Annotated in this window: 24 protein-coding genes; 12 read left to right on the top strand and 12 right to left on the bottom strand. The window is 71.0% G+C overall.

The genetic code is table 11. From position 1 onward, the window contains the following. Both KBO27_RS26060 and KBO27_RS26055 read left to right on the top strand, forming a co-directional pair. On the top strand, window positions 1-1,284 hold the full coding sequence (locus KBO27_RS26060) for a magnesium transporter MgtE N-terminal domain-containing protein (RefSeq protein ID WP_210972504.1): 1,284 nt from the start codon (window positions 1-3) through the stop codon (window positions 1,282-1,284). Next, window positions 1,284-1,805 carry a DUF1003 domain-containing protein gene (locus tag KBO27_RS26055; protein WP_210972503.1) on the top strand — a complete coding sequence of 174 codons (522 nt, stop codon included), beginning with the start codon at window positions 1,284-1,286 and terminating at the stop codon, window positions 1,803-1,805. The genes KBO27_RS26060 and KBO27_RS26055 overlap by 1 nt, the downstream gene beginning before the upstream one ends. Here KBO27_RS26055 and KBO27_RS26050 read toward each other — a convergent pair. Further along, entirely contained in the window at window positions 1,800-2,195 is a 396-nt protein-coding gene (locus KBO27_RS26050; protein WP_307870620.1) for an NUDIX hydrolase, read from the bottom strand. The genes KBO27_RS26055 and KBO27_RS26050 overlap by 6 nt on opposite strands. A gap of 4 nt (window positions 2,196-2,199) precedes the next feature. Beyond that, window positions 2,200-2,688: a MarR family winged helix-turn-helix transcriptional regulator gene (locus KBO27_RS26045; protein WP_165943974.1), complete on the bottom strand. Its 489-nt coding sequence runs from the start codon at window positions 2,686-2,688 to the stop codon at window positions 2,200-2,202. Window positions 2,689-2,900: 212 nt separating this feature from the next. Here KBO27_RS26045 and KBO27_RS26040 point away from each other — a divergent pair, with 212 nt between their 5' ends. Then, entirely contained in the window at window positions 2,901-4,040 is a 1,140-nt protein-coding gene (locus KBO27_RS26040; protein ID WP_210972501.1) for an Mrp/NBP35 family ATP-binding protein, read from the top strand. A 163-nt stretch (window positions 4,041-4,203) separates the two neighbouring features. Here KBO27_RS26040 and KBO27_RS26035 read toward each other — a convergent pair whose 3' ends face one another. Continuing rightward, window positions 4,204-4,818 carry an O-methyltransferase gene (locus KBO27_RS26035; protein WP_307870619.1) on the bottom strand — a complete coding sequence of 205 codons (615 nt, stop codon included), beginning with the start codon at window positions 4,816-4,818 and terminating at the stop codon, window positions 4,204-4,206. 312 nt (window positions 4,819-5,130) lie between these two features. Between KBO27_RS26035 and sigE the strand changes: the two genes are divergently transcribed. From sigE to tatB, 4 genes are all read left to right on the top strand, one after another. After that, a complete protein-coding gene (gene sigE / locus KBO27_RS26030; protein ID WP_246538057.1) occupies window positions 5,131-5,754 on the top strand; it encodes an RNA polymerase sigma factor SigE in 624 nt (207 codons plus the stop codon). Continuing rightward, complete coding sequence (locus KBO27_RS26025; protein ID WP_210972500.1) at window positions 5,751-6,497, top strand: zf-HC2 domain-containing protein; 747 nt, start codon at window positions 5,751-5,753, stop codon at window positions 6,495-6,497. Before sigE ends, KBO27_RS26025 begins: the two co-directional genes overlap by 4 nt. Before the next feature lie 145 nt (window positions 6,498-6,642). Then, a complete protein-coding gene (locus KBO27_RS26020; RefSeq protein ID WP_246538056.1) occupies window positions 6,643-8,298 on the top strand; it encodes a trypsin-like peptidase domain-containing protein in 1,656 nt (551 codons plus the stop codon). A gap of 156 nt (window positions 8,299-8,454) precedes the next feature. Beyond that, entirely contained in the window at window positions 8,455-8,874 is a 420-nt protein-coding gene (gene tatB / locus KBO27_RS26015; RefSeq protein WP_210972499.1) for a Sec-independent protein translocase protein TatB, read from the top strand. A 187-nt stretch (window positions 8,875-9,061) separates the two neighbouring features. Here the strand turns inward: tatB and KBO27_RS26010 are convergent, their stop codons facing one another. From KBO27_RS26010 to KBO27_RS26000, 3 genes are all read right to left on the bottom strand, one after another. After that, window positions 9,062-10,243, bottom strand: a complete 1,182-nt coding sequence (locus KBO27_RS26010; RefSeq protein ID WP_246538055.1) for an MFS transporter — start codon at window positions 10,241-10,243, stop codon at window positions 9,062-9,064. A gap of 71 nt (window positions 10,244-10,314) precedes the next feature. Continuing rightward, window positions 10,315-11,847, bottom strand: coding sequence for a leucyl aminopeptidase family protein (locus tag KBO27_RS26005; RefSeq protein WP_372448883.1), 1,533 nt, complete (start codon window positions 11,845-11,847; stop codon window positions 10,315-10,317). 244 nt (window positions 11,848-12,091) lie between these two features. Then, entirely contained in the window at window positions 12,092-12,259 is a 168-nt protein-coding gene (locus KBO27_RS26000) for a DUF3117 domain-containing protein (RefSeq protein ID WP_009949794.1), read from the bottom strand. Window positions 12,260-12,634: 375 nt separating this feature from the next. On the opposite strand from KBO27_RS26000, the gene KBO27_RS25995 reads away from it, so the two are divergent. Beyond that, on the top strand, window positions 12,635-13,417 hold the full coding sequence (locus tag KBO27_RS25995; RefSeq protein ID WP_210972498.1) for an enoyl-CoA hydratase-related protein: 783 nt from the start codon (window positions 12,635-12,637) through the stop codon (window positions 13,415-13,417). Between the two features lie 80 nt (window positions 13,418-13,497). Here KBO27_RS25995 and KBO27_RS25990 read toward each other — a convergent pair whose 3' ends face one another. The 3 genes from KBO27_RS25990 to KBO27_RS25980 all read right to left on the bottom strand — a co-directional run bounded on the left by KBO27_RS25990 (window position 13,498) and on the right by KBO27_RS25980 (window position 14,832). Continuing rightward, window positions 13,498-14,076: a DNA-3-methyladenine glycosylase I gene (locus KBO27_RS25990; RefSeq protein WP_210972497.1), complete on the bottom strand. Its 579-nt coding sequence runs from the start codon at window positions 14,074-14,076 to the stop codon at window positions 13,498-13,500. Next, window positions 14,069-14,425, bottom strand: a complete 357-nt coding sequence (locus KBO27_RS25985) for a DivIVA domain-containing protein (protein WP_210972496.1) — start codon at window positions 14,423-14,425, stop codon at window positions 14,069-14,071. The genes KBO27_RS25990 and KBO27_RS25985 overlap by 8 nt, the downstream gene beginning before the upstream one ends. A 77-nt stretch (window positions 14,426-14,502) precedes the next feature. Next, entirely contained in the window at window positions 14,503-14,832 is a 330-nt protein-coding gene (locus KBO27_RS25980) for a PadR family transcriptional regulator (protein WP_132619663.1), read from the bottom strand. 227 nt (window positions 14,833-15,059) lie between these two features. Between KBO27_RS25980 and KBO27_RS25975 the strand changes: the two genes are divergently transcribed. Continuing rightward, window positions 15,060-15,413: a hypothetical protein gene (locus KBO27_RS25975; RefSeq protein ID WP_210972495.1), complete on the top strand. Its 354-nt coding sequence runs from the start codon at window positions 15,060-15,062 to the stop codon at window positions 15,411-15,413. 6 nt (window positions 15,414-15,419) lie between these two features. Here KBO27_RS25975 and KBO27_RS25970 read toward each other — a convergent pair whose 3' ends face one another. Further along, the gene (locus KBO27_RS25970; protein WP_246538054.1) at window positions 15,420-15,962 is read right to left on the bottom strand and encodes an LOG family protein; all 543 of its coding nucleotides are present in this window, start codon (window positions 15,960-15,962) and stop codon (window positions 15,420-15,422) included. Next, entirely contained in the window at window positions 15,959-16,744 is a 786-nt protein-coding gene (locus tag KBO27_RS25965; RefSeq protein ID WP_210972493.1) for an LOG family protein, read from the bottom strand. The genes KBO27_RS25970 and KBO27_RS25965 overlap by 4 nt, the downstream gene beginning before the upstream one ends. 233 nt (window positions 16,745-16,977) lie before the next feature. Between KBO27_RS25965 and KBO27_RS25960 the strand changes: the two genes are divergently transcribed. Further along, the gene (locus KBO27_RS25960; protein ID WP_210972492.1) at window positions 16,978-17,925 is read left to right on the top strand and encodes a slipin family protein; all 948 of its coding nucleotides are present in this window, start codon (window positions 16,978-16,980) and stop codon (window positions 17,923-17,925) included. A 222-nt stretch (window positions 17,926-18,147) separates the two neighbouring features. Here KBO27_RS25960 and dapE read toward each other — a convergent pair whose 3' ends face one another. Next, on the bottom strand, window positions 18,148-19,224 hold the full coding sequence (gene dapE, locus KBO27_RS25955; protein ID WP_210972491.1) for a succinyl-diaminopimelate desuccinylase: 1,077 nt from the start codon (window positions 19,222-19,224) through the stop codon (window positions 18,148-18,150). Window positions 19,225-19,352: 128 nt separating this feature from the next. Between dapE and KBO27_RS25950 the strand changes: the two genes are divergently transcribed. Further along, on the top strand, window positions 19,353-19,646 hold the full coding sequence (locus tag KBO27_RS25950) for a hypothetical protein (RefSeq protein WP_210972490.1): 294 nt from the start codon (window positions 19,353-19,355) through the stop codon (window positions 19,644-19,646). Beyond that, window positions 19,643-21,388 (top strand): alpha/beta hydrolase, encoded by a 1,746-nt coding sequence (locus KBO27_RS25945; protein ID WP_307870617.1) that lies wholly within the window; start codon window positions 19,643-19,645, stop codon window positions 21,386-21,388. Before KBO27_RS25950 ends, KBO27_RS25945 begins: the two co-directional genes overlap by 4 nt. Window positions 21,389-21,397: the final 9 nt, after the last annotated feature.

Below are 21,397 nucleotides of genomic sequence, written 5' to 3'. Positions count from 1 at the left end.
ATGGTGGCCGTTACCAGGGTCTTCGCCGCCCGGATGGCAGGACTGTCCGTGTTCGGTCCGGACGGCGAACCCATCGGGCGGGTCCGCGACGTGGTCGCCGCGCTCAGCGTCCGGCGGCAACCGCCGCGCGTCCTCGGCCTGGTCGTGGAACTGCCCACCCGGCGGCGGATCTTCGTGCCGATGCTGCGGGTCACCCGCATCGAGGCCGCCGCGGTCACCCTCACCACCGGCTCGGTGAACCTGCGGGCCTTCACCAAGCGCCCCAACGAGATGCTGGTGCTCGGCGAGCTGCTCGACGCCCAGGTGCGCATCGAGTCGGCCTCGGCGGTGCTGGTCGACTCCGCGCTGGAGCAGACCCGCACCCGCGACTGGCAGCTGACCAAGCTCGCGGTCCGCGAGCGCACCGGCAGGCTGGGCCGGCGCGGACCGACGAAGGTGCTGGACTGGGACCAGGTGGAGGGCCTGGAGTTCGCCGAGGTCACCGGCAGCCCGCAGGGCGTGCAGCAGCTGCTGTCGATGTTCGACACGATGCGCGCGGTCGACGTCGCGAGCACCCTGCACGAGCTGCCGACCAAGCGTCGCTACGAGGTCGCCGAAGCGCTCGACGACGAGCGGCTGGCCGACATCGTCGAAGAGCTCCCCGAGGAGGACCAGAAGGACCTGCTCGCCTACCTCGACGACGAGCGCGCCGCCGACGTCCTCGAAGCGATGAACCCCGACGACGCCGCCGACCTGCTCGCCGAACTGCCCGAGATCGACAAGGTCCGGCTGCTGGAGATGATGGCCCCGGAGGAGTCCGAGCCTGTCAAGCGCCTGCTGAAGTTCTCCGCCGACACGGCGGGCGGGCTGATGACGCCGGAACCGCTCGTGGTCACCCCGGACGCCACGATCGCCGAGGCCCTGGCGATGGCCCGCAACCCGGAACTGCCGATCGCGGTGGCCAGCATGGTCTTCGTCTGCCGCGCGCCCAGCGCCACCCCGACCGGCCGCTACCTGGGGTGCGTGCACCTGCAGCGGTTGCTGCGCGAACCGCCGTCCACGCTGGTCGCCGGCGCGCTGGACACCGACCTCGCGAGCCTGCCGCCGCTGGCGTCGCTGTCGGAGCTCACCCGCTACTTCGCCGCCTACAACCTCGTGTGCGGGCCGGTGCTCGACGACGAGGAGCACCTCATCGGGGCGGTCACCGTCGACGACCTGCTCGACCACCTGCTCCCCGGAGGATGGCGGCACAGCGGCCTGCCCGACCGGGAACCGGAGGAGCCGACGTCCCAGGAGGCCCGCTGATGCCCGAGCTGCTCACCCACCGCCGGCTGGACCAGCCCCGCGCCGAGCGCCGGCTGAACGTCTCGTTCGACCCGGAGATGTTCGGGCGGGTCTCCGAGCGCATCGCCCGGTTCCTGGGGACCGGCAAGTTCCTGTTCTGGATGACGGTGCTGGTGATCAGCTGGATCGCGGTGAACCTGCTCGCGGTCGGATTCGCCTGGGATCCCTACCCGTTCATCCTGCTGAACCTGTGCTTCTCCACGCAGGCGTCGTACGCGGCGCCGCTGATCCTGCTCGCCCAGAACCGGCAGGACGACCGCGACCGGGTCTCGCTGGAGGAGGACCGGGCGCGGGCGGCGCAGACCAAGGCCGACACCGACTACCTCGCGCGCGAACTCGCGGCGCTGCGGCTGGCCATCGGAGAGGTCGCCACCCGCGACTACATCCGCGGCGAGCTCGACCGCCTCCGCGAGGAGATCCCCGGACTGGAGAGCCCGCAGGAGAAGCGCAGGGCCCGCACCGGCCGGGGGCACACGTCATAGCCCGGGGTCGAGGTCGGCGAAGAGCTCGACGATCGCCGGAGCCGTGACGCGGTGCACGGCGTACTCGGCGCGGGTGAACCAGCCGAGCTCGGCGATCTCCGCCGAGGCGACCGGTTCGCCGTCGACAGCGCCCGTGTAGCAGGCGAGATCGACCTGGACGCCGTCGCCGCGCCCGACCGCGTCGGTGCGGTAGCGGGCGAGGAACTCGGGTTCGCGCAGGACGACCCCGAGCTCCTCGGCGACCTCGCGGTGCAGCGCGTGCTGCTCGGTCTCGCCCGGTTCGATCGTGCCGCCGGGCAGGTAGAAGGCCTCCTGGTCCTGGGAGCGCACCAGCAACAACCGCTGGTCCACGTACCGCACCAGGCCGACCGCCTTGATCGGGGAGTTCACCCGCTCATGCTTGCGCACGCTGCCCGGGGGGCGAGGGCACACCCCCGTCCGCCAGCCGTTCGCAGGCGCGCACCAGGGTCTCCAGCTCGCCGTCGGCGGCGTTGAGGAAGTAGCGCGCGACACCGTGGCGGTGGGTCGACGCGGCCATCCGCAGCCGTCCCTCACCTCGTTCGGTGATCACCGCCTGCACGCCGCGCCCGTCGGAGTCGACCCGCACGCGGCGCACCAGTCCGAGCTTCTCGAGCCGGTCCACCAGTCGGGTCACCCCCGAGCGGGAGAGCAGCACGACATCGGCGAGTTCGGTCATCCGGAGTCGTTGCTCCGGCGCTTCGGTCAGCGCTTCCAGCACGTCGTAAGCGGCCAGTGTCAGCCTTTGCTCGGCGATCAGATCGCCTTCCAGGCAGCGCGTGACCCGGGCGTGTGCGCGCAGAAAACTGCGGTACGCCAACAATTCGTTTCGAGTCGGTAATCGGTCCAGAGCCGTCTCGGCCACGTGACGGATATTACTGTCCGCATCCCCTTGACTCCTCAGCGCCCCCGGCTAAGCACACCGGGTCACGGCCCCACCGGCGGCGATGACGTTTCCCCTCGTGGGCTACTCGTCCGTAACATGGGAACTGCCGAATAGGGGTGTGAGACCCTTTTCTGGTTCGGCGGGATTCGTTCCCGTCCCCACCACGTTCACCAACGCTTGTCGAGGTAACCGTGACCAGTACGCAGTCCGCACCGACCGAGGAAGCCATCCGCCAGGCCCTCACGAAGGTCGAGGACCCGGAGATCCGCAAGCCGATCACCGACCTGGGCATGGTCAAGGGCGTGTCCATCGGCGACGGCGGCGCGGTGGAGGTCGGGGTCTACCTGACGGTTCAGGGCTGCCCGATGCGCGAGACGATCACGCAGCGGGTCACCGACGCCGTCTCCGCCGTCGACGGCGTGTCCTCGGTGCAGGTCGAGCTCGACGTGATGAGCGACGAGCAGCGCACCGAGCTGCGCCGCAGCCTGCGCGGCGACGCCGAGGAGCCGCGCATCCCCTTCGCCGAGCCGGGCTCGATGACCCGCGTGTACTGCGTGGCCTCCGGCAAGGGCGGCGTCGGCAAGTCCAGCGTCACGGTCAACCTGGCCGCCTCGATGGCCGCCCGCGGCCTGTCCGTCGGCGTCGTCGACGCCGACATCTACGGCCACTCGGTGCCGCGCATGCTGGGAGCCGGCGGCAAGCCCACCCAGGTCGAGAAGATGATCATGCCGCCGCAGTCGCACGGCGTGAAGGTCATCTCGATCGGCATGTTCACCCCGGGCAACACCCCGGTGGTCTGGCGCGGACCGATGCTGCACCGCGCGCTGCAGCAGTTCCTCTCCGACGTCTTCTGGGGCGACCTGGACGTGCTGCTGCTCGACCTGCCGCCGGGCACCGGCGACGTCGCGCTGTCCACCGCCCAGCTGATCCCCAACGCCGAGATCCTGGTGGTCACCACCCCGCAGCAGGCGGCCGCCGAGGTCGCCGAGCGCGCCGGCGCGATCGCCATGCAGACCCGCCAGCGGCTGGCGGGCGTCGTGGAGAACATGTCCTGGATGGAGATGCCCGACGGCCAGCGCATGGAGGTCTTCGGCTCCGGCGGCGGCCAGATCGTGGCCGACTCGCTGAGCCGCGCCCTGGGCACCGAGGTGCCGCTGCTGGGTCAGATCCCGCTGGACCCGAGGCTGCGCGAGTGCGGCGACGCGGGCGAACCGCTGGTGCTGCAGGAGCCGGACTCCCCGGCGGGCGCGGCCCTCAGCGACATCGCCAAGCGCCTCGGCACCCGCGCCCGAGGCCTGGCGGGCAAGCTCCTGTCGGTGTCCCCGGCCTGAGGGCACGATGCGGGGTTGCGGCGGCAGCCGCTGCTTCATGTGTGGGACTCAGCCCGCACCGCCGCGGGTTCTCACACGTCGTCTGGCGAGTACGCCGCGACGCCGTGTATTGGCACACCAAAGGAGTGGCGCACGGAGTCCAGGCGGCGTGTGACTACTAAAGTCAGCGCTTCGCGACGGCGAGGAGGCCTGGGCCGGTCGGCAACGTCACCGGGACCAGGTCCTCGTCGTCCTGCACTGCTTTGACCAGCGCGCGGATGGCCGCGGCCAGCGCGCTGCGGTGGTCGTGCTCGCCGAGTTGGACCCCGGCGAACACGATGACCCCGCCGGGCCGCAGCAGCCGCGCGCCCAGCTCCAGGTAGTCGGGGTAGTCGGTGCTGGCGACGCCGACCGACACCAGGTCGTAGCCGCCTTCGGTGAAGCGCGGCAGCATCTCCACCGCGCGCCCGTTGATCAACCGCGTGCGCGCGGGCGCGATGCCCTCCTCGCGCAGCGCCGCCCGGGCCGTGCGGTGGTTGGCCGGGTCGGCGTCGATCGAGGTCAGCACGCCGTCCGGCACCATCCCGCGGAGCAGCCAGCGGGCGCTCTCACCGGATCCCGTGCCGATCTCGACGACGGCCTTGGCCCGCAGCGCGGCAGCGAGGAACTGAAGCACGTGCAGCGACGACGCACCGACCGGCTGGCCCTGCGGACCATCACCGATCGGGCGGGCACGTGCCTGCTCGCCCACCTCATAGCCGCTCATCGAGTAGCGGGCCACCGACCTCTCGGGTATCACAACGCGAAAGGTTATCGGCGTTCCGCCCGCAAATGATGTTTCCGGACGACATCGTTAGACGGCCGTTTCCATGCGCGACATTCCGTCACGCTGAGTGATCAACGGTGCAGGGCCGAGTGGGTGAGAGCAGCCTCACCCAGACTCTCAGGCCCTTCTCAGGCCGCTTTCATGCCGGTTTCACCAGGGAGGACGACAGTAGCCGTCATACACCGACACCCATCGGCGTCTCACCGGTGAACGGGGCGCGGGAACAACGCTCCCGCCCCGATCGTTCTGGTAGATGCAAGCCCACAGGAGGTGGCTTTTCGCCCGATGGCAACACAGCCGATGAGCGTGGCCCCCGGCACCGACCGGTCCCACGAGAAGAGCGTTACGCCGAGCACCGTCTCGCCCGGCGCGGAGGAAGCCGCCTGGACCCCGCCCAGCTGGGACGAAGTGGTTCGGCAGCACGCGGACCGGGTCTACCGGCTCGCCTACCGCCTGTCCGGAAACCAGCACGACGCCGAGGACCTCACCCAGGAGACCTTCATCCGGGTGTTCCGCTCCCTGGCGTCCTACAAACCGGGCACGTTCGAGGGCTGGCTGCACCGGATCACGACCAACCTGTTCCTGGACATGGCCCGCCGCAGGTCCCGCCTGCGCATGGAGGGCCTGCCCGAGGACACCGACCGGTTGCCCGGTGGCGGTCCGACGCCGGAGCAGGTCTTCCACGACACCCACCTCGATCCCGACCTGCAGGCGGCGCTGGACAAGCTGCCGCCGGAGTTCCGCGCGGCCATCGTGCTCTGCGACGTCGAAGGCCTCTCCTACGAGGAGATCGGTACCACCCTGGGCGTGAAGCTGGGTACCGTGCGCAGCAGGATCCACCGCGGGCGCCAGATGCTGAAGTCCACGCTCGAAGCGCGTCGCGAACAAGCCGGGAGGATTGACGGATGACGGTTCTGCGGGGGTGGGGGCTGCCCGAGCAGCACCTCGCGCTGGACGCTCTCGTCGCTTTCGTCGACGGTGAGCTCAGCCCGAGCGCCCACGACCGCGCGGTGGCCCACCTGGCCGGATGCCCCGCGTGCACGGCGGACGCCGCCGCTCAGCGGCAGGCCCGCGCGGCGGTCCGCGCGGCCGACACCCCGTCGGTCTCGCCGGAGCTCCTGCAGGCGCTGCAGGCCATCCCCTCCAGCGCCGAACTCCCCGCACAGCCCGAGAACCTCGCTCTGACCGAGGACGGCCAGCTCGTCACCGTGTCCCGCCCGGAACGCCTGAAGCGCTTCGGCAGCGGACCGGTGCTGGGGTCGTCCACGCCGCTCGGCGGCTCGCAGCAGCCGCTGGGCACGAGCGTCACCTCCTACGACGACCCGCCGGAGGACTCCGCCGACCGGCGGGCCTCGCGGCGCACCAAGCAGGGCGCCGGCGTCGTGTTCTCCGGGCTGGTGCTCGGTGCTCTGGCGTTCATGAACCTGCCCATCACCGACGAGGACGGGCATCCGCTGCCGGGTGCTCCCGTACCGCTTCCCGGTGGGGCCTTCACCAACGCCGTCATCCCGGCCGGGGGCAGCACCGCGCTGCCGTCCGAAAGCGCTCCGGCGAGCTCCGCCGCGCCGAAACCGCAGGTCGCATCCGTTTCACCCGCGCCATCCGCGCCGGCCCCGCCGGCTACCGCCTCCACCGCGCCGCCCGCCAAGTAGCGGGCTGGCGATTTCGCGCCCACTCCACGCGGACTTCACCGAGCTGCGGGCAAAATGGGGTCGTCGGCACCATGCCGGTGAGGCGGGCCGCGCGCCCGTGTGATCCACTCGAAGCGACGAGCCCGATCGGACAGCCCGGGGAGCGATGAGCGACCAGCCAGGAACGCCCGCGCAGGGTCCCGGCGCGCGCCGGGACGACCCTGCACGAGGTCAGCAGGGGGCAGAGCCGGTGCACCCGTGGCAGGGCGGCGCCATGACGGGCCGCGGCGTGCCCGCGGACCGATTCGCTCCCGCTCCCGCCCGGTCCCACGACAGCAACGGGCACACGCCCGATCGGCTCCAGCCGCGCCCCCTGGACCGGCCCGAGGTCGACCCGTCGCAGCGCAACGCCTTCGCCCGCCCCCAGGGCGTGTCGGGCAGCTTCGATCCCGACGAGCACGGCCTGGCCGCGCGCGGGATCGAACAGGCCCCTCCCCCGCCGGACGCGCTGGTGCAGGCGTTCGGCCGCCCGCCGCAGAGCAGCGACCCGCTGCAACGCGCGCCGGGCGAGAATCCCATGACCCCGGAGACCGAACCCGACCCGGCGCTGTGGAACTCCGGCGACCGGGACCCGTGGCGGGACCCGGCGGCCGGCGCGATCCTCGGCCCACCCGCGGTGTCCGAGGAGCAGCTCGACGACGACGGCGAACGCGAACGGGGACCGCTGCTCAGCGCCCGGGAAGTGCTCTTCGGCCACCGCGTGCACCCGCGCGCGCTGGCGATCCTCGGCGTGGTCGCGCTGCTCGTCGGCCTCGTGGGCGGTTTCCTCGGCCGGATCACCGCCGAGGAGGGGAACCCGCTGGTCAACCCGGACGTCACGCTCGCCGAGGTCGATCAGGGCTCGGGCGACCGGCCGCGCGGCGCGGTGTCCCAGGTGGCGCAGCGCGTGGTTCCCGCAGTGGTCTCCATCGAGGTCCGCATCGGCGGGCAGGGCGGTTCCGGTTCGGGCGTGGTCATCGACGGCAACGGCTACGTGGTCACCAACAACCACGTCGTCTCGATGGCCGCCGACACCCCGAACGCGCAGGTCTCGACGGTCTTCCACGACGGCACCCGGGCCCCGGCCCGGGTCGTGGGCCGCGACGTCAAGACCGACCTCGCGGTGCTCAAGGTCGAGGTCTCCAACCCGACCGTCGCCCAGCTCGGCGACTCGGACGAGCTGCGGGTCGGCGACGACGTCATCGCCATCGGCTCGCCGCTGGGCCTGGCGGGCACCGTGACCACCGGCATCGTCAGCTCGGTGCACCGGCCGGTCCGGCTGGCCGGCGAGGGCACCGACACCAACGCGGTCATCGACGCCATCCAGACCGACGCGGCCATCAACCCGGGCAACTCGGGTGGCGCGCTGGTCGACGGTTCGGGCGCGGTGGTCGGCATCAACAGCGCGATCCGCACGCTCGGTTCGGGCGGCGAGGGCGGCTCGATCGGACTCGGGTTCGCGATCCCGATCGACGACGTCCGGCGCATCGCGCAGGAGCTCATCCGCACCGGCACCGTCCGGCACGCCGACCTCGGCGTCAACGTGAAGTCCGTCAGCGACGGGCTGGCCGACGGCGCTCAGGTGCAGAACGTGCAGGACGGCAGTTCCGCCGCAGGTGGCGGGATGGCCGAAGGCGACGTGATCATCAAGGTCGGCGACCGCAAGGTCGGGAGCGCCGACGAACTCATCGTGGCGGTGGACCGGCACCAGGTCGGCGAACGCGTCCCCGTGACCGTGGTCCGGCAGGGCCGCGAGCTGGTGCTCGACGTGACGCTGAAATGACCGATCACAAGGGCATGAACAGCGGGCCACCGGGAGGACACGGCGCGAAGTTGCGCCAGTTCCCCCCTTCGACCGGCGTCACCCGGTCGGTACGCTGGCGATGTCGGCAGCTCGGCGTCGGTTCGCGAGCCACGAGGATCCCAGAGGAGTCGAGAGGTGTTCGATAGCGTCGGCTGGCCCGAGATCCTGATCCTCGCGCTGGTCGGGTTGTTCGTGCTCGGCCCGGAGCGGCTGCCCGAGGGTGCGGCGTGGCTGGGCAAGGCGGTCCGCCAGATCAAGGAGTACGCGACCGGTGCCCGCGAGCAGATCCGTTCGGAGATCGGCCCGGAGTTCGACGAGCTGAAGAAGCCGCTCGACGAGCTCCGCAGCGTCCGGAACTTCAACCCGCGCACGGCCGTGACCAAGCACCTCCTGGACGGCGAGAACCCGTTCGAGGAGTTCAAGAAGAACTCCTCCCCGCTCAACGGCTCCGCCCCCACCAGCACCAACGGCCAATCCCCGGCCGCCACCCCCAAACCGGCCGAACGCCCCCTCTCCCCGGGCGAGCGCCCCCCGTACGACACAGACGCCACCTGACCAGGCGTTCCCCTCCTTCCACCCCTTCCCCAGAGGGCACACCCGTCCCACTCCACCCGATTTCAGTGGAAATCCTGACCCCGATTTCAGTGGAAATCGGGGTCCTGGGTCGGGGTGCGGGATTTCAGTGGAAGTCCCGGTACGGATTTCAGTGGAAATCGGGGGACTGATCTCCACTGAAATCGGGTCAACCGCTTGGGACTGGGCTGGGGCGGGAGAACAGGACTGCGGCGGCGGCCAGGGCTAGCCAGGCCGTGAGCAGGAGGGTCATGCCGGACCAGCCCCAGGCGCCGTAGGCGATGCCGCCGAGGACTCCGCCGATGCTGCTGCCGCCGTAGTAGGCGAGCTGGTAGAGGGCGGACGCCTGGCCTCGGGCCTGCTTGGATGCCCTGGTCCCGACCCAGCCGTTCGCGACCGAGTGCGCGCCGAAGAAGCCTCCGGTGAAGATCACGAGTCCGACCAGGATCACCGGCACCGAGTCCGGCAGCATCAGCAGGAGCCCGGCGACGGTGACCGCGAGACTGCTCAGCAGCACCCGCACGCGCCCCCAGCGGTCGGCCGCGCGCCCGGCCAGCGCCGAGGTGACGGTGCCCGCCGCGTAGGCGAGGAACGCCAGCGCGGCCAGCGCCGGGGGCAGCAGCAGCGGCGGTGCCGTGATGCGGAAGCCGAGCACGTTGTAGACCGTCACGAAGCTGCCCATGCCCAGCGCCGCGACCAGGTACGGCGGGTGGAGCCCCGGATCGCGCAGCGCCGCGCTCAGGCCGCCGAGCAGCGGTTTCCACCGCAGCGGTTGCCGCTGGTGGTGCCGTTCGGTCGGCAGCAGGACGACGAACGCGACGGTGCACGCGGCGGCGAGCAGGGCGACCGCCAGCACGCCGCCGGACCAGCCCCAGAAGTCGCCGACGATGCCGCCGAGCAGCCGGCCGGTCATGCCGCCGATGGTGGTCCCGGCGACGTAGAGGCCGACGGTGGTGCCGAGCCGCACGCCACCGGTCTCGTCCGCCAGGTAGGCGGTCGCGACGGCGGCGAGCCCGGCGATGGCCGCGCCCTGCACCAGCCGGAGCCCGACCATCAGCGGGAACGAGTGCACCCACGGCAGCACGAGCCCGAGGGCTTCGGCGATGACCAACGTCGTGATCATGGTGCGGCGACGGCCGATCGCCTCCGACAGCGTGCCCAGCGGGATCGCCGAGACCGCCAGCCCGAGCGTCGCGGCCGACACCAGCAGCGCGGCGGCGCCCGGGCTCAGGCCGTACTCGTCCGCCAGCTGCGGCAGCACCGGCTGCGGCGCGTAGAGCAGGGCGAACAGGGCCAGCGCGCCGAGCAGCAGCGCGAACCGGATCCTGCGCAAACGTCCAGCCGACACCATGGTTTAGACGTTAAACACCGACCGATCACCGACGCCCGCGAGCGTGCCGGTCATCACGGGTGGCGAGCGACTCAGGCCAGCGAAGCGGCCAGCTCGGCGAGGGTGCGGGCGGCGAAGCCCGTACCTCCGACGGTCACCTCGGAGTAGTCCTTGTCGGCCCGCGCGGGACCCGCGATGTCCAGGTGCGCCCAGCGGGCACCGCTGGTGAACTCGCGCAGGAACAGCGCGGCGGTGATGCCACCGGGACCGGCCGGGGTCTGCTTGACGTCGGAGAGCGAGCCCTCGACGGCGTCGGCGTGGTCCTCCAGCAGCGGCATCCGCCACCAGGTCTCGCCGACCCGGGCGCCGGCCTCGGTGATCCGCTCGGCCAGCTCGTCGTCGGTGGCCAGCAGGCCGCCGGTGCGCAGCCCGAGCGCGACCTTCATCGCCCCGGTCAGCGTCGCGACGTCCACCAGCAGGTCGGGCTGGAGCTTGTCGACCGCGTAGGCCATGGCATCGGCCAGCACCATCCGCCCCTCGGCGTCGGTGTTGCCGACCTCGGTGGTCTTGCCGCCGTAGTGCCGCACGACGTCGCCGGGCCGGTACGCGGTTCCGGAGACGTGGTTCTCGGCGGAGGGCACCAGGCCGGTCACCTTCACCGGCAGACCGAGCCGGGCGATCGCCAGCAGCGCACCGATGACCGCCGCGCCACCCGACATGTCGGTGCGCATCAGGTGCATGCCGTCGGCGGGCTTGAGCGAGATGCCGCCGGTGTCGAAGGTGATGCCCTTGCCGACCAGCACCAGGTGCGGTCCGGTCGCGTCCTGCGGCCGGTAGTCGAGCTGGAGCAGTCGCGGCGGGCGCGACGAACCGCCGCCGACCGCGAGGATGCCGCCGAAACCGTTGTCGGTCAGCCACTTCTCGTCCCGCACGGTCGCGGTCAGGTTCGGGACCGGACCCGCGAGCTCAGCGGCCAGCCCGGTGAACCAGGCGGGGTCCTTGACGTTGGAAGGGGCGTTGGCCAGGTCGCGGGCCAGCGCGGTGGCCGCCGCCAGTTCGCGCGAGCGGCGCACCGCCTCGCGCAGCGCGGCGACGTCGGCGCCCTCCGGCGCGACCAGCAGGACCTTGCGCAGGCGCGGCGGCGCGGCATCAGCGGTGACCTTGAACCGGTAACCGCCCAGCGCCAGGCCGAGGGTCAGTTCGCCGACCAGCTCGTCACCGGCGTCGTCGGGCAGCTGGACCTGCAGGTAGTCGGCGTCGGACGCGTCGCCGAGGTCACCGGGCTCGGACTCGGCGTCGACGGCGTTGGAGAGGCGGTCGCGCACCGAGCGGGCCAGCGCCGCACCAGCGGTGCGCCACTTCGCCGGCTCGCCGGAACCCACGCCGACGACCCAGCCGGTGCCGCCGGAGCGCAGCGGGAACGCCTTCGCGTCACCGGCCGACGCCGACGCGCCGATCGCGGTGAGGACATCGGCGTCCACAAAGAACGGTTCGGCCGCAGCGGCCAGGTCCGGGCCGGCCTCGCCGTCGAAGACCGCCGTCGCGCCTGGAACTCCGTCCCGCCACCGCTGCACCACGTCCACTTCGACCAGAGCGGTCGGGATCACGGGCAGCTCGGGCTCCACCCCGCGGGCGGGCTGGGCGGAACGGAACACGGAGGAACCGGGCACGAGAAGACCTTCCTGCACGGGCCGGGCCGTGCGAACTCGAACTGGTGCCGACGAGAGCCCCGGCGCCGCCTTCGGCACCGGGGCCCGACAGCGGCGAAGCGTTCTCGCCACTCGTCGACGTGATCATGAGTTGTCGCCTCGGCCGGGAGGCGCCGTGACCGGATCCGGCCGGCAGCGCGTCCCAGGCCGCCTGGCGGCCTCAGCCGGTAGCCGACTCCAGGGCGTCGCCCAGGTTCTTGGCCTCCTCGACCGACATCTCGACGACGAGCCGCCCACCACCCTCAAGCGGAACGCGCATCACAATGCCGCGTCCCTCCTTAGTCACCTCGAGGGGACCGTCACCGGTCCGGGGCTTCATGGCCGCCATAGCGTGCTCCCTCCGTGAAATCTTCCCCCGCTGGTCGCCACAACCAGTTCGGGTCCACGCCCATTCTCCCCTATCCCGAGGCATGGACGAAACCGAACCGATCAACTCGTGTCGCCCGTGCGCTGGTCGAATATCGCCGACGGCTGGCAGACTCACCGTTCGTGTGGGGTGTTTCGACGCCGTTCGGCACATCGCGGGAGGCTTCCGCGATCACCGTGAGGAGTCGTTTCGCTCCGGCGTGTCACCGATCTCGCGGCGGCCATCCCGTCGACCAGCGGGGACACCGTCCACCCGGGACGGCGCGCCGGCCGCGCGGTCCACAGTGGAAGTGCTCGCGCGACCCGCCACAACGGACGTCAAGGCAAGGAGCTTGGAGTGACCGACGTACTGCTGACCGAGGACACCGCGGGTGTGCGGCTGCTCACGTTGAACCGCCCTGAGTCGTTCAACTCGCTCAACATCGAGCTCAAGCAGGCGCTGCTGACGGCCCTGCGCGAGGCCGCGGCGGACGACTCGGTCCGAGCCCTGGTGATCACCGGCTCGGGCAAGGCGTTCTGCGCGGGCCAGGACCTCAAGGAGCACATCGAGCTCCTGTCCACCGGCGACCCGAGCCCGCTGAAGACCGTCGAGGAGCACTACAACCCGATCACCAAGGCGCTGGCGACCATGCCCAAGCCCGTGATCGCCGCCGTGAACGGCACCGCCGCGGGCGCGGGCGCGTCGCTGGCCTACGCCAGCGACCTGCGGATCGCCGCGACCGGATCGAAGTTCCTGATGGCCTTCGCCAACGTCGGCCTGTCGACCGACTCCGGCGCGTCCTGGACGCTTCCGCGGCTGATCGGCTACGGCCGGGCGATGGAGATGCTGCTGCTGGCGCAGCCGGTGCCCGCCGACGAGGCGCTGCGCATCGGCATGGTCAACCAGGTCGTCGATGACGCGCTGTCCGTCGCGATGGAGCTGGCGACCCGGATGGCGGCGGGCCCGACCTTCGCCTACGCGCGCATCAAGGAGGCCGTCCAGGCCGCCTCCGCCGAGGCCCTCGACGAGGCGCTGGCCGTCGAGGCGGGCGCCCAGAACGAAGCCGGCCTCACCGCCGACCACAAGGAAGCGGTCGCCGCCTTCGTCGAGAAGCGGACCCCGAACTTCACCGGTCGCTGACCCGCCGACCCACCGGTGGTGACCCGATTTCCACTGAAGTCCGGTTCCTGACTTCCGCTGAAATCGGGTCACCGCCGGGGTCAGACTCGCCAGCAGTCCTTGAGGTGGTCGTCGACCATGCCGGTGGCCTGCATGAGGGCGTAGCAGGTGGTGGGGCCGACGAAGACGAAGCCGCGGCGCTTGAGCTCCTTGGCCATCGCCTTGGACTCGTCGGTGATGGCGGGGACGTCGCCGAGCTTGACCGGACGTTCGGAGTCCGGGCGCGGCGGCGGGGCGAACGACCACAGGAGGTCGTCCAGCGGCTGGTCGAGCTCCAGGACGGCGCGGGCGTTGGTGATGGCGGCGTCGATCTTGGCCCGGTTCCGGACGATGGAGGCGTCGCCGAGCAGCCGCTGCCGGTCGTCCTCGCCGAACCGGGCGACGGCGGCCGGGTCGAAGCCCGCGAACGCCTCCCGGAACGCGGGCCGCTTGCGCAGGATCGTCAGCCAGGACAGGCCGGACTGGAACGACTCCAGTGTGATCCGCTCGTAGAGCTCCGGTTCACCGCGCAGCGGGAAGCCCCACTCCTGGTCGTGGTAGGCGATGTAGTCCGGCTGCCCGGCGCCCCACGGGCACCGCGCGCGACCGTCCTCGCCGATGACCGCCGCGCTCTCACTCATCCTCGGCACCGCCTTCGGACACCGCGCTGCGGGCCTTGTCCAGCTCCTGCCCGGCGACGTCGAGCTGGCGCTCCAGGACCGCGATCCGGCCGTGCAGCTCGTCGAGCTCGCCGGCCAGCCGGTCCAGGACCCAGTCGACCTCGGTGACCTTGTAGCCCCGCAGGACCTGCTGGAACCGGACCGCGCGCACGTCGGAGCCCTCGACGTCGGCGGAGGGCAGCCGGGTGGGCGTGGAGCCGGGCGGCAACGGCGCCAGCTGCTCGCCGCGTCCGAAGACCAGCGAAGCCAGCAGGTACACCACGGCCGCGACCGCCAGCACCACGAACAGGTAAATGAGCGCACTAGCCACGAACCAATCGTGGCACGGCCCACCGACCGTCCGTCAGACAGCCGGAGACCGGAACGGATCCACCGTCGAGGCGGCCGTCAGGTCTTGGCCGGGGCGGTCAGGACGCCTTCGATGGCGTGGGTGAACTCCCGCCAGGCGCGGCGTTCGGCCTGGAGGGTCTGGGATCCCGCTTGGGTGAGCCGGTACGTGCGCCGCTGGCGTCCGCCGACGGTGCTCCAGGAGCTCTGCACGAATCCGGCTCGCTCGAGTCTGCGCAGCGCCGGGTAGACCGTGCCGGTGGGCAGGTCGAGGGCGCCACCACTGCGATCCTGCAAAGCCTCGATGATCGCGTAACCGTGCAACGCCTTGCCGTCGAGGGTGGCCAGGAGCAGGGCGTCCAAGTGGCCGCGGAGCGCATCAGCCTTCACAGGTAGTGACTCTACGGATATTTCCCTGCACTGTCACCGGCTCCGCACAAGAGGACCAAGGTCCTTTCGCGATCAGGACCCGCATGATGTGAATCACAACAACGTGAGTCGGCCGTTCGGGTGGCATGAACCCGAACGGAGGCTCCCGATCGGCTGAACCGAGCACACTCGGAGATCGAGAAACGGAGACCTGCTCTCCCCGGCCGATCCGATCAGGAGCCGATACCGTGGCCGACCGCGAAGCCGACACGACCAACGGCGCCGGCCTGCTCGCCCGGAGCGCCCCGAACCGCCGGGACGACTCCGAGCACGCGGCCCAGCTGTCCGCCCTGGACCAGATCCGGGTCTACCTGAACTCGCTCGTCGAGGTCCTGGACCAGCACCCCGAGCCGGGCCTGGACCTCGACGAGGCGAAGTGGCGGCTCGCCGAGCTCGTCGACGAGCTGGCCACCGAGCGGCCCAGCGCTCCCCGCGTCCAGTCGTTCTGGATCCGGCTCGCGCCGGTGCTCGGCGAAGTCCGCCCGGACATCCCGCTGCCGGCGCTCACCCACCTGATCCGCACGGCGGTCGGCGCGTCCTGATCCGGCTCAGGCGACCAGTGCGTCCAGCGCCTCGTCGACGTCGGCGGTCACGGTCAGCACGTCCAACGAGCTCTGCGAGGCGAAACCGGTGCTCACCATGCTGCGGAGCCAGTCCAGCAGGCCCTGGAAGTGCCCGTCGGGGTCCAGCAGCACCACCGGCTTGCTGTGCATGCCCAGGTAGCGCGCGGTCCAGATCTCGAACAGCTCCTCGCAGGTCCCGATGCCGCCGGGCAGCGTCAGGAACGCGTTCGCGTGGGCGTCCATCAGGCCCTTGCGCTCGCGCATGGTGTCCACGACCAGCAGCTCGTCGGAGTCGGTGTCGCCGACCTCGCGGTCGACCAGCGCGCGCGGGATGACGCCGATGGTGCGACCGCCGTCGGCGCGGACGGCGCGGGCGATCTCACCCATCATCGAGACCTTGCCGCCACCGGAGACCAAGGTCCAGCCGCGCTTGGCGATCTTCCGGCCCACCTCGGCGGCCAGGTCCAGGTAGTGCTGCGGCACCGGCCCGGACGCGCAGTAGACGCAGACCGAAACATCGTTGCTCAATGCGCCGCCTCCCACGCCCCGTACGCCTCCTGCACGATCGACACCGCGTCCTCGATGTCGTCGGTGACGTGCAGCAACGACATGTCCTTCTCGCCGATCTTGCCGCCCTCGAGCATCCGGTCCCGGATCCAGTCGTACAGGCCCTGCCAGTAGTCGCTGCCGAACAGCACCACCGGGAACTTGGTGACCTTCTTGGTCTGCACCAGGGTCAGCGCCTCGAACAGCTCGTCCATGGTGCCGAAACCGCCTGGCAGGCAGATGAACGCCTGCGCGTACTTCATGAACATCGTCTTGCGGACGAAGAAGTACCGGAAGTTGACGCCCAGGTCGACCCACGGGTTCAGGCCCTGCTCGAAGGGCAGCTCGATGCCCAGCCCGATCGACAGGCCACCGGCCTCCGAGGCGCCGCGGTTGACGGCCTCCATCGTGCCGGGACCGCCGCCGGTGATGGCCGCGCAGCCGATGCCCGCGAGCGCCCGGCCCAGCTCCACGCCGGCGGCGTACTCGGGGTGCTCCCGCGGGGTGCGGGCGGAACCGAAGACGGTGACCGCGCGCGGCACCTCGGCCAGCGCGCCGAAGCCCTCGACGAACTCGGCCTGGATGCGCAGCACCCGCCACGGGTCGGTGTGCACCCAGTCGGAGGGGCCTCTGGAGTCCAGCAGGCGCTGGTCGGTGGTCGTCGGCTCGCTCAGCCGCGAGCGGCGCAGCACCACGGGGCCGCGTTGCTTCTCGTGCGGACGTTCCGCACCGTTGGGTTCACCCCACTGGCCATCGACTGTCATGCGTCGAGCCTACGCACGCGCCGATCGTTCTCGGAACCGCCCCGCCGCTGCACAGCCAGGGTGAAATGCCTGTTCACGGGGGATTCACAGGGCGGTCTCGCGGCGTACGATCGAAAGAAAAGATCTAGCGGCGCCGGCGACGCGAGCCGGGCGCGACACGCAGATCTGCTCCGCGATCTACGCAGGCGTTCGGGCGCCGTCGGGCCGTTCCTCCGCGAGCCCGGGAGCCGGTCATGCTCATCGAACTGCTCATCGCAATCCTCGTGGTCGGTGTCGTCTGCGTCGCCGCGAGCGCCAAGGTCGTCAAGCAGTACGAGCGGGGCGTGGTGTTCCGCTTCGGTCGGCTGCAGGAGCGCACCCGCGGCCCTGGAATCACCCTGATCATCCCCGCGGTGGACCGGCTGCAGAAGGTCAACCTGCAGATCGTCACGATGCCCGTGCCCGCGCAGGAGGGCATCACGCGCGACAACGTCACGGTCCGGGTGGACGCGGTGGTCTACTTCCGGGTCGAGGACGCCGCGCGCGCCGTGGTCAACGTCGAGGACTACCTGTTCGCGGTCGGCCAGGTCGCGCAGACCTCGCTGCGGTCGATCATCGGCAAGAGCGACCTCGACGACCTGCTGTCCAACCGCGAGCGGCTCAACCAGGGCCTGGAGCTGATGATCGACAGCCCGGCGCTGGGCTGGGGCGTGCACATCGACCGGGTGGAGATCAAGGACGTCTCGCTGCCGGAGTCGATGAAGCGCTCCATCGCCCGCCAGGCCGAAGCCGAGCGCGAGCGCCGCTCGCGGGTGATCTCCGCGGACGGCGAGTACCAGGCCTCCCGCAAGCTCTCCGACGCCGCGCACGTCATGGCCGACACCCCGGCCGCGCTGCAGCTGCGGCTCCTGGAGACGGTCGTCGAGGTCGCGGCGGAGAAGAACTCGACCCTGGTCCTGCCGTTCCCGGTGGAACTCCTGCAGTTCGTCGACCGCATCCACCAGCCGGCCGCCGAAAAATCCCGAACCCCCGCGGAAGAACCAGAAGAACCCGCGACCTCGGACCTCGCCGAAGCCCCAGAACTCACCGAAGCCGAACGCCAAGCGGCCGAACTCCCGGAGGAACCCACCCCCGCACCGGCCCTCCCCAAGCAACGCGCCACAGAAGAACCCACCGAAACCGAGGTCCTGGGCACGGCCTGACCCCTCCACCCCGCCGGGGGTGACCCGAATACGCCGGTAATCAGGTCCACGATTACGGCGGTTTTCCGGGACCAACCCGGATTACCGCCGTAACCGGAGACCTGAATACGGCCGTAATCCGGCACCGACCGGACCACCACCGTGTCCGGGGAACGGAATACCGCCGTAATCGGGGACCTGAATACGGCCGTAATCCGGTTGTGCTCGGGTGAGGGTCGGGGGTTAGGAGAGGAAGCGGTGGAGGGTGTTGGCGCAGTGGCGGATCTCGGCTGTGCGGACGTGTTCCTGCTGGGTGTGGGCGAGGGTGGGGTTTCCCGGGCCGAAGTTGACCGCGGGGAGGCCTCGGGCGGCGAAGCGGGCGACGTCGGTCCAGCCGAGCTTGGCGACCGGCTCGGACTTCGACGCCTCGACCAGCTGCGCGGCGGCCGGCGACGTGAGACCCGGGAGGGCGCCCGCTGACAGATCGGTGACCACGACCTCGTAGCCGGAGAACAGCTCCCGCAGCTCGGCCTCGGCCTGCTCGACGGACTTGTCGGGGGCGAAGCGGTGGTTGACGGTGACCACGCAGGAGTCCGGGACGACGTTGCCCGCGATCCCGCCGGTGATCTTCACGGCCTGCAACCCCTCGCGGTACTGGAGCCCGTCGATCACCGGGTTGCGCGGCTCGTGGTCCACCAGCTTCTGCAGGATCGGCTGCGCCGCGTGGATCGCGTTCTCCCCCATCCAGGCGCGGGCGGTGTGCGCGCGGGTGCCGGTGGTGCGGACCTCGACGCGGATGGTGCCCTGGCAGCCCGCCTCGATCGCCGCGTTGGACGGCTCGCACACCACCGCCAGATCACCGTCGAGCCATTCCGGCAGCTCGCGCTCGATGCGGCCGAGACCGTTGCGCTCGGCCTCGATCTCCTCGCAGTCGTAGAACACGAAGGTCAGGTCGTGACGCGGTTCGGTGAGCGTGGCCGCCAGGTGCAGCATCACGGCGTCGCCGCTCTTCATGTCGGTGGTGCCGCACCCGTGCAGCAGCTCGTCGTCACCGGATCCGGTGCGCCGGGAAGGCAGGTTGTCGTTGATCGGCACGGTGTCGAGGTGCCCGGCCAGCACGACGCGGGTGTCGCGCCCGAGGTGGGTGCGCGCCAGCACGGCTTCGCCGTTGCGGACCACCTCCAGGTGCGGGGCCTGCGCGCGCAGCGCCTCCTCCACCGCGTCCGCGATGTTCTTCTCCGACCCGGACACGCTGGGGATGTCCACCAGCGCGGCGGTCAGCTCGACGGGGTCCGACGTGAGGTCCAACGAAGCGGTCACGACCGGCAGGCTACCCCGCTGACCTGCGCGGGCCGCATCGGCGGGAACCGGATCGGCGGAACCCCCATCGAACCGATGATCAGCGGGCTAGGCTCCCGCATCGAACTGGTGGGCTCGCGGAGGCTGACATGGGGTTGAGGGCGGAACCGGAAGCGCTGCACCAGGCGGGGCGCAGTGCGGACCACGCCGGTGAGCAGGCGGCGCGGATCAAGCTCGGCGAACCGGCGGCCGACATCGCCGACGCCCTTCCCGGCGGGAAGAGCGAGGGCGCGGCCACCCGGGTCGCCCAGAGCTGGCAGCGCGCGCTCACGACGTGGAGCGACCGGGCGACGGCGCACGGCGAATCGCTGGCGGCGGCCGCCAAGACCTACGAGCGCAGCGATTCCGACAACGCCCGCGCCATCGACGCGGCCGGGCGGTGAGCGGGGTGGTCAACTACGCCGACGTGCGGCACTGGAACGCCGACCGCCTCGACGCGGTGCACAGCGACCTCGGCAAGCGCCGGGACGACCTGATCAACCTCCAGGACGAGCTCGACGGTGCCCGCAACCCCGACGGCTGGACCGGCGAGGCCGCCCAGCGCTCCGCCGAGCAGCACCGGCGGTTGCTGGAGGACATGCGCTCGCTGGTCGCCGAGGTCGCCACGGTCCGGGCGGCGGTCGCCACCGCCGCCGACGACGTCACCGCGCTCAAGCACCGCGTCGACACCACCGACCACGAGGCCCAGGCCCACGGCTTCCAGATCACCGAGGACGGCGGCGTCCGCGACGTCGCCCCGCCCGAGAACGTTCCGGGCGACCAGCTGGAGCAGGTCAAGGCCGAACGCACCCGCGTCCGCGACGACCTGGTCACCGAGATCGAGAAGATCCTCGACCAGGCCGAAGCCATCGACGCCGAACTCGCCAAGGCACTCACCGCGGCGGACAAGGACCAGATCAAACCCGGCAAGGGCACATCACTGGCAGACGCAGCCGAGACCGACGAGCTGAAGGCTCTCGCCGCCTCGGCCGGAAAGCCGCCGCACAACACCGCTCAGGCCAACGCCGAGTGGTGGAAGTCGCTGTCCGACGAGCAGCGCTCGGCGCTGCGGGAGAACCCGCCCGCGTGGCTGGGCAACCGCGACGGCATCCCGGCGGTCGTGCGCGACGCGTCCAACCGCGCCAACCTCGACGACACCCGGGCGCGGCTGCGCAACGAGCGGAACCGCTTGGCGCAGGGCGGGATCAGCGAGGACGAGCAGGAGAAGGCCGACCAGATCGACGCGAAGCTCAAGGGCCTGGACGCCGTCGAGGACACCATCGCCCGCGACAACCGGCAGCTGCTGGTCCTCGACGCCGGAGGCGAGCGGCTGAAGACCGCCGTGGCCGTGGGCGACGTGGACACCGCCGACCACGTCTCGGTGTTCACCCCCGGGTACACCACCACCGTCGAGGGCAGCTTGAAGGGCGCCGACGCCGAAACCCAGGAGCTGGTCGCCGAATCCCGGCGGGAGATGATGCGGTCCGGCAAGGAGGGCGAGGTCGCCGGTGTGTTCTGGCTCGGCTACGAGGCCCCGCAGGAGTCCGAGAACACCGATCTGCTGGGCGATTCCGTCGCCAGCTCGAAGTCGGCCGAGGAGGGCGGGGCGAAGCTCAACGAGTTCTACAAGGGCATCAACAGCTCTCGTGAGACCGATCCGCACCTGACCGCGATCGGCCACTCCTACGGCTCCTCCACCACCGGCTACGCGCTGCAGGGCGGCGGGCACGGCGTGGACGACGCGATCATCTACGGCTCCCCCGGCGTCGGCACCAACGACATCGAGGACCTGAACGTCCCGGAGGGCCACACCTACCGGCTGGAGGCCAAGGACGACCCGGTGGCCGACTTCGCCCGATTCGGCGGGGATCCGTCGCACATGGACGGGTTCACCGATCTGTCGACCGAGAAGTCCGACGAGGGCGGGCAGGTCACCGGGCACAGCGACTACCTCGACCCGGACACCACCAGCCAGCACAACATCGCCTCGGTCGTCGGCGGCGTGCCGGAGAACGCGGTGGAGGGCAAGACCAACGGGGTGGGCGACGGGCTGTCGTACGTCCCGCACCAGGTCCAGGAAGGCGCTTCGGCGGTCCAGGACTGGGGCGGCGACCGGGTTTCGGACATCAAGGACCTGTTCTCATGAGGCGATTCG

It is taken from the genome of Saccharopolyspora endophytica, assembly GCF_018070075.1.
Classification (GTDB): domain Bacteria; phylum Actinomycetota; class Actinomycetes; order Mycobacteriales; family Pseudonocardiaceae; genus Saccharopolyspora; species Saccharopolyspora endophytica.
Note: the sequence above shows the minus strand (reverse complement) of the source record. Positions and strands in the feature narration are given on the sequence as shown.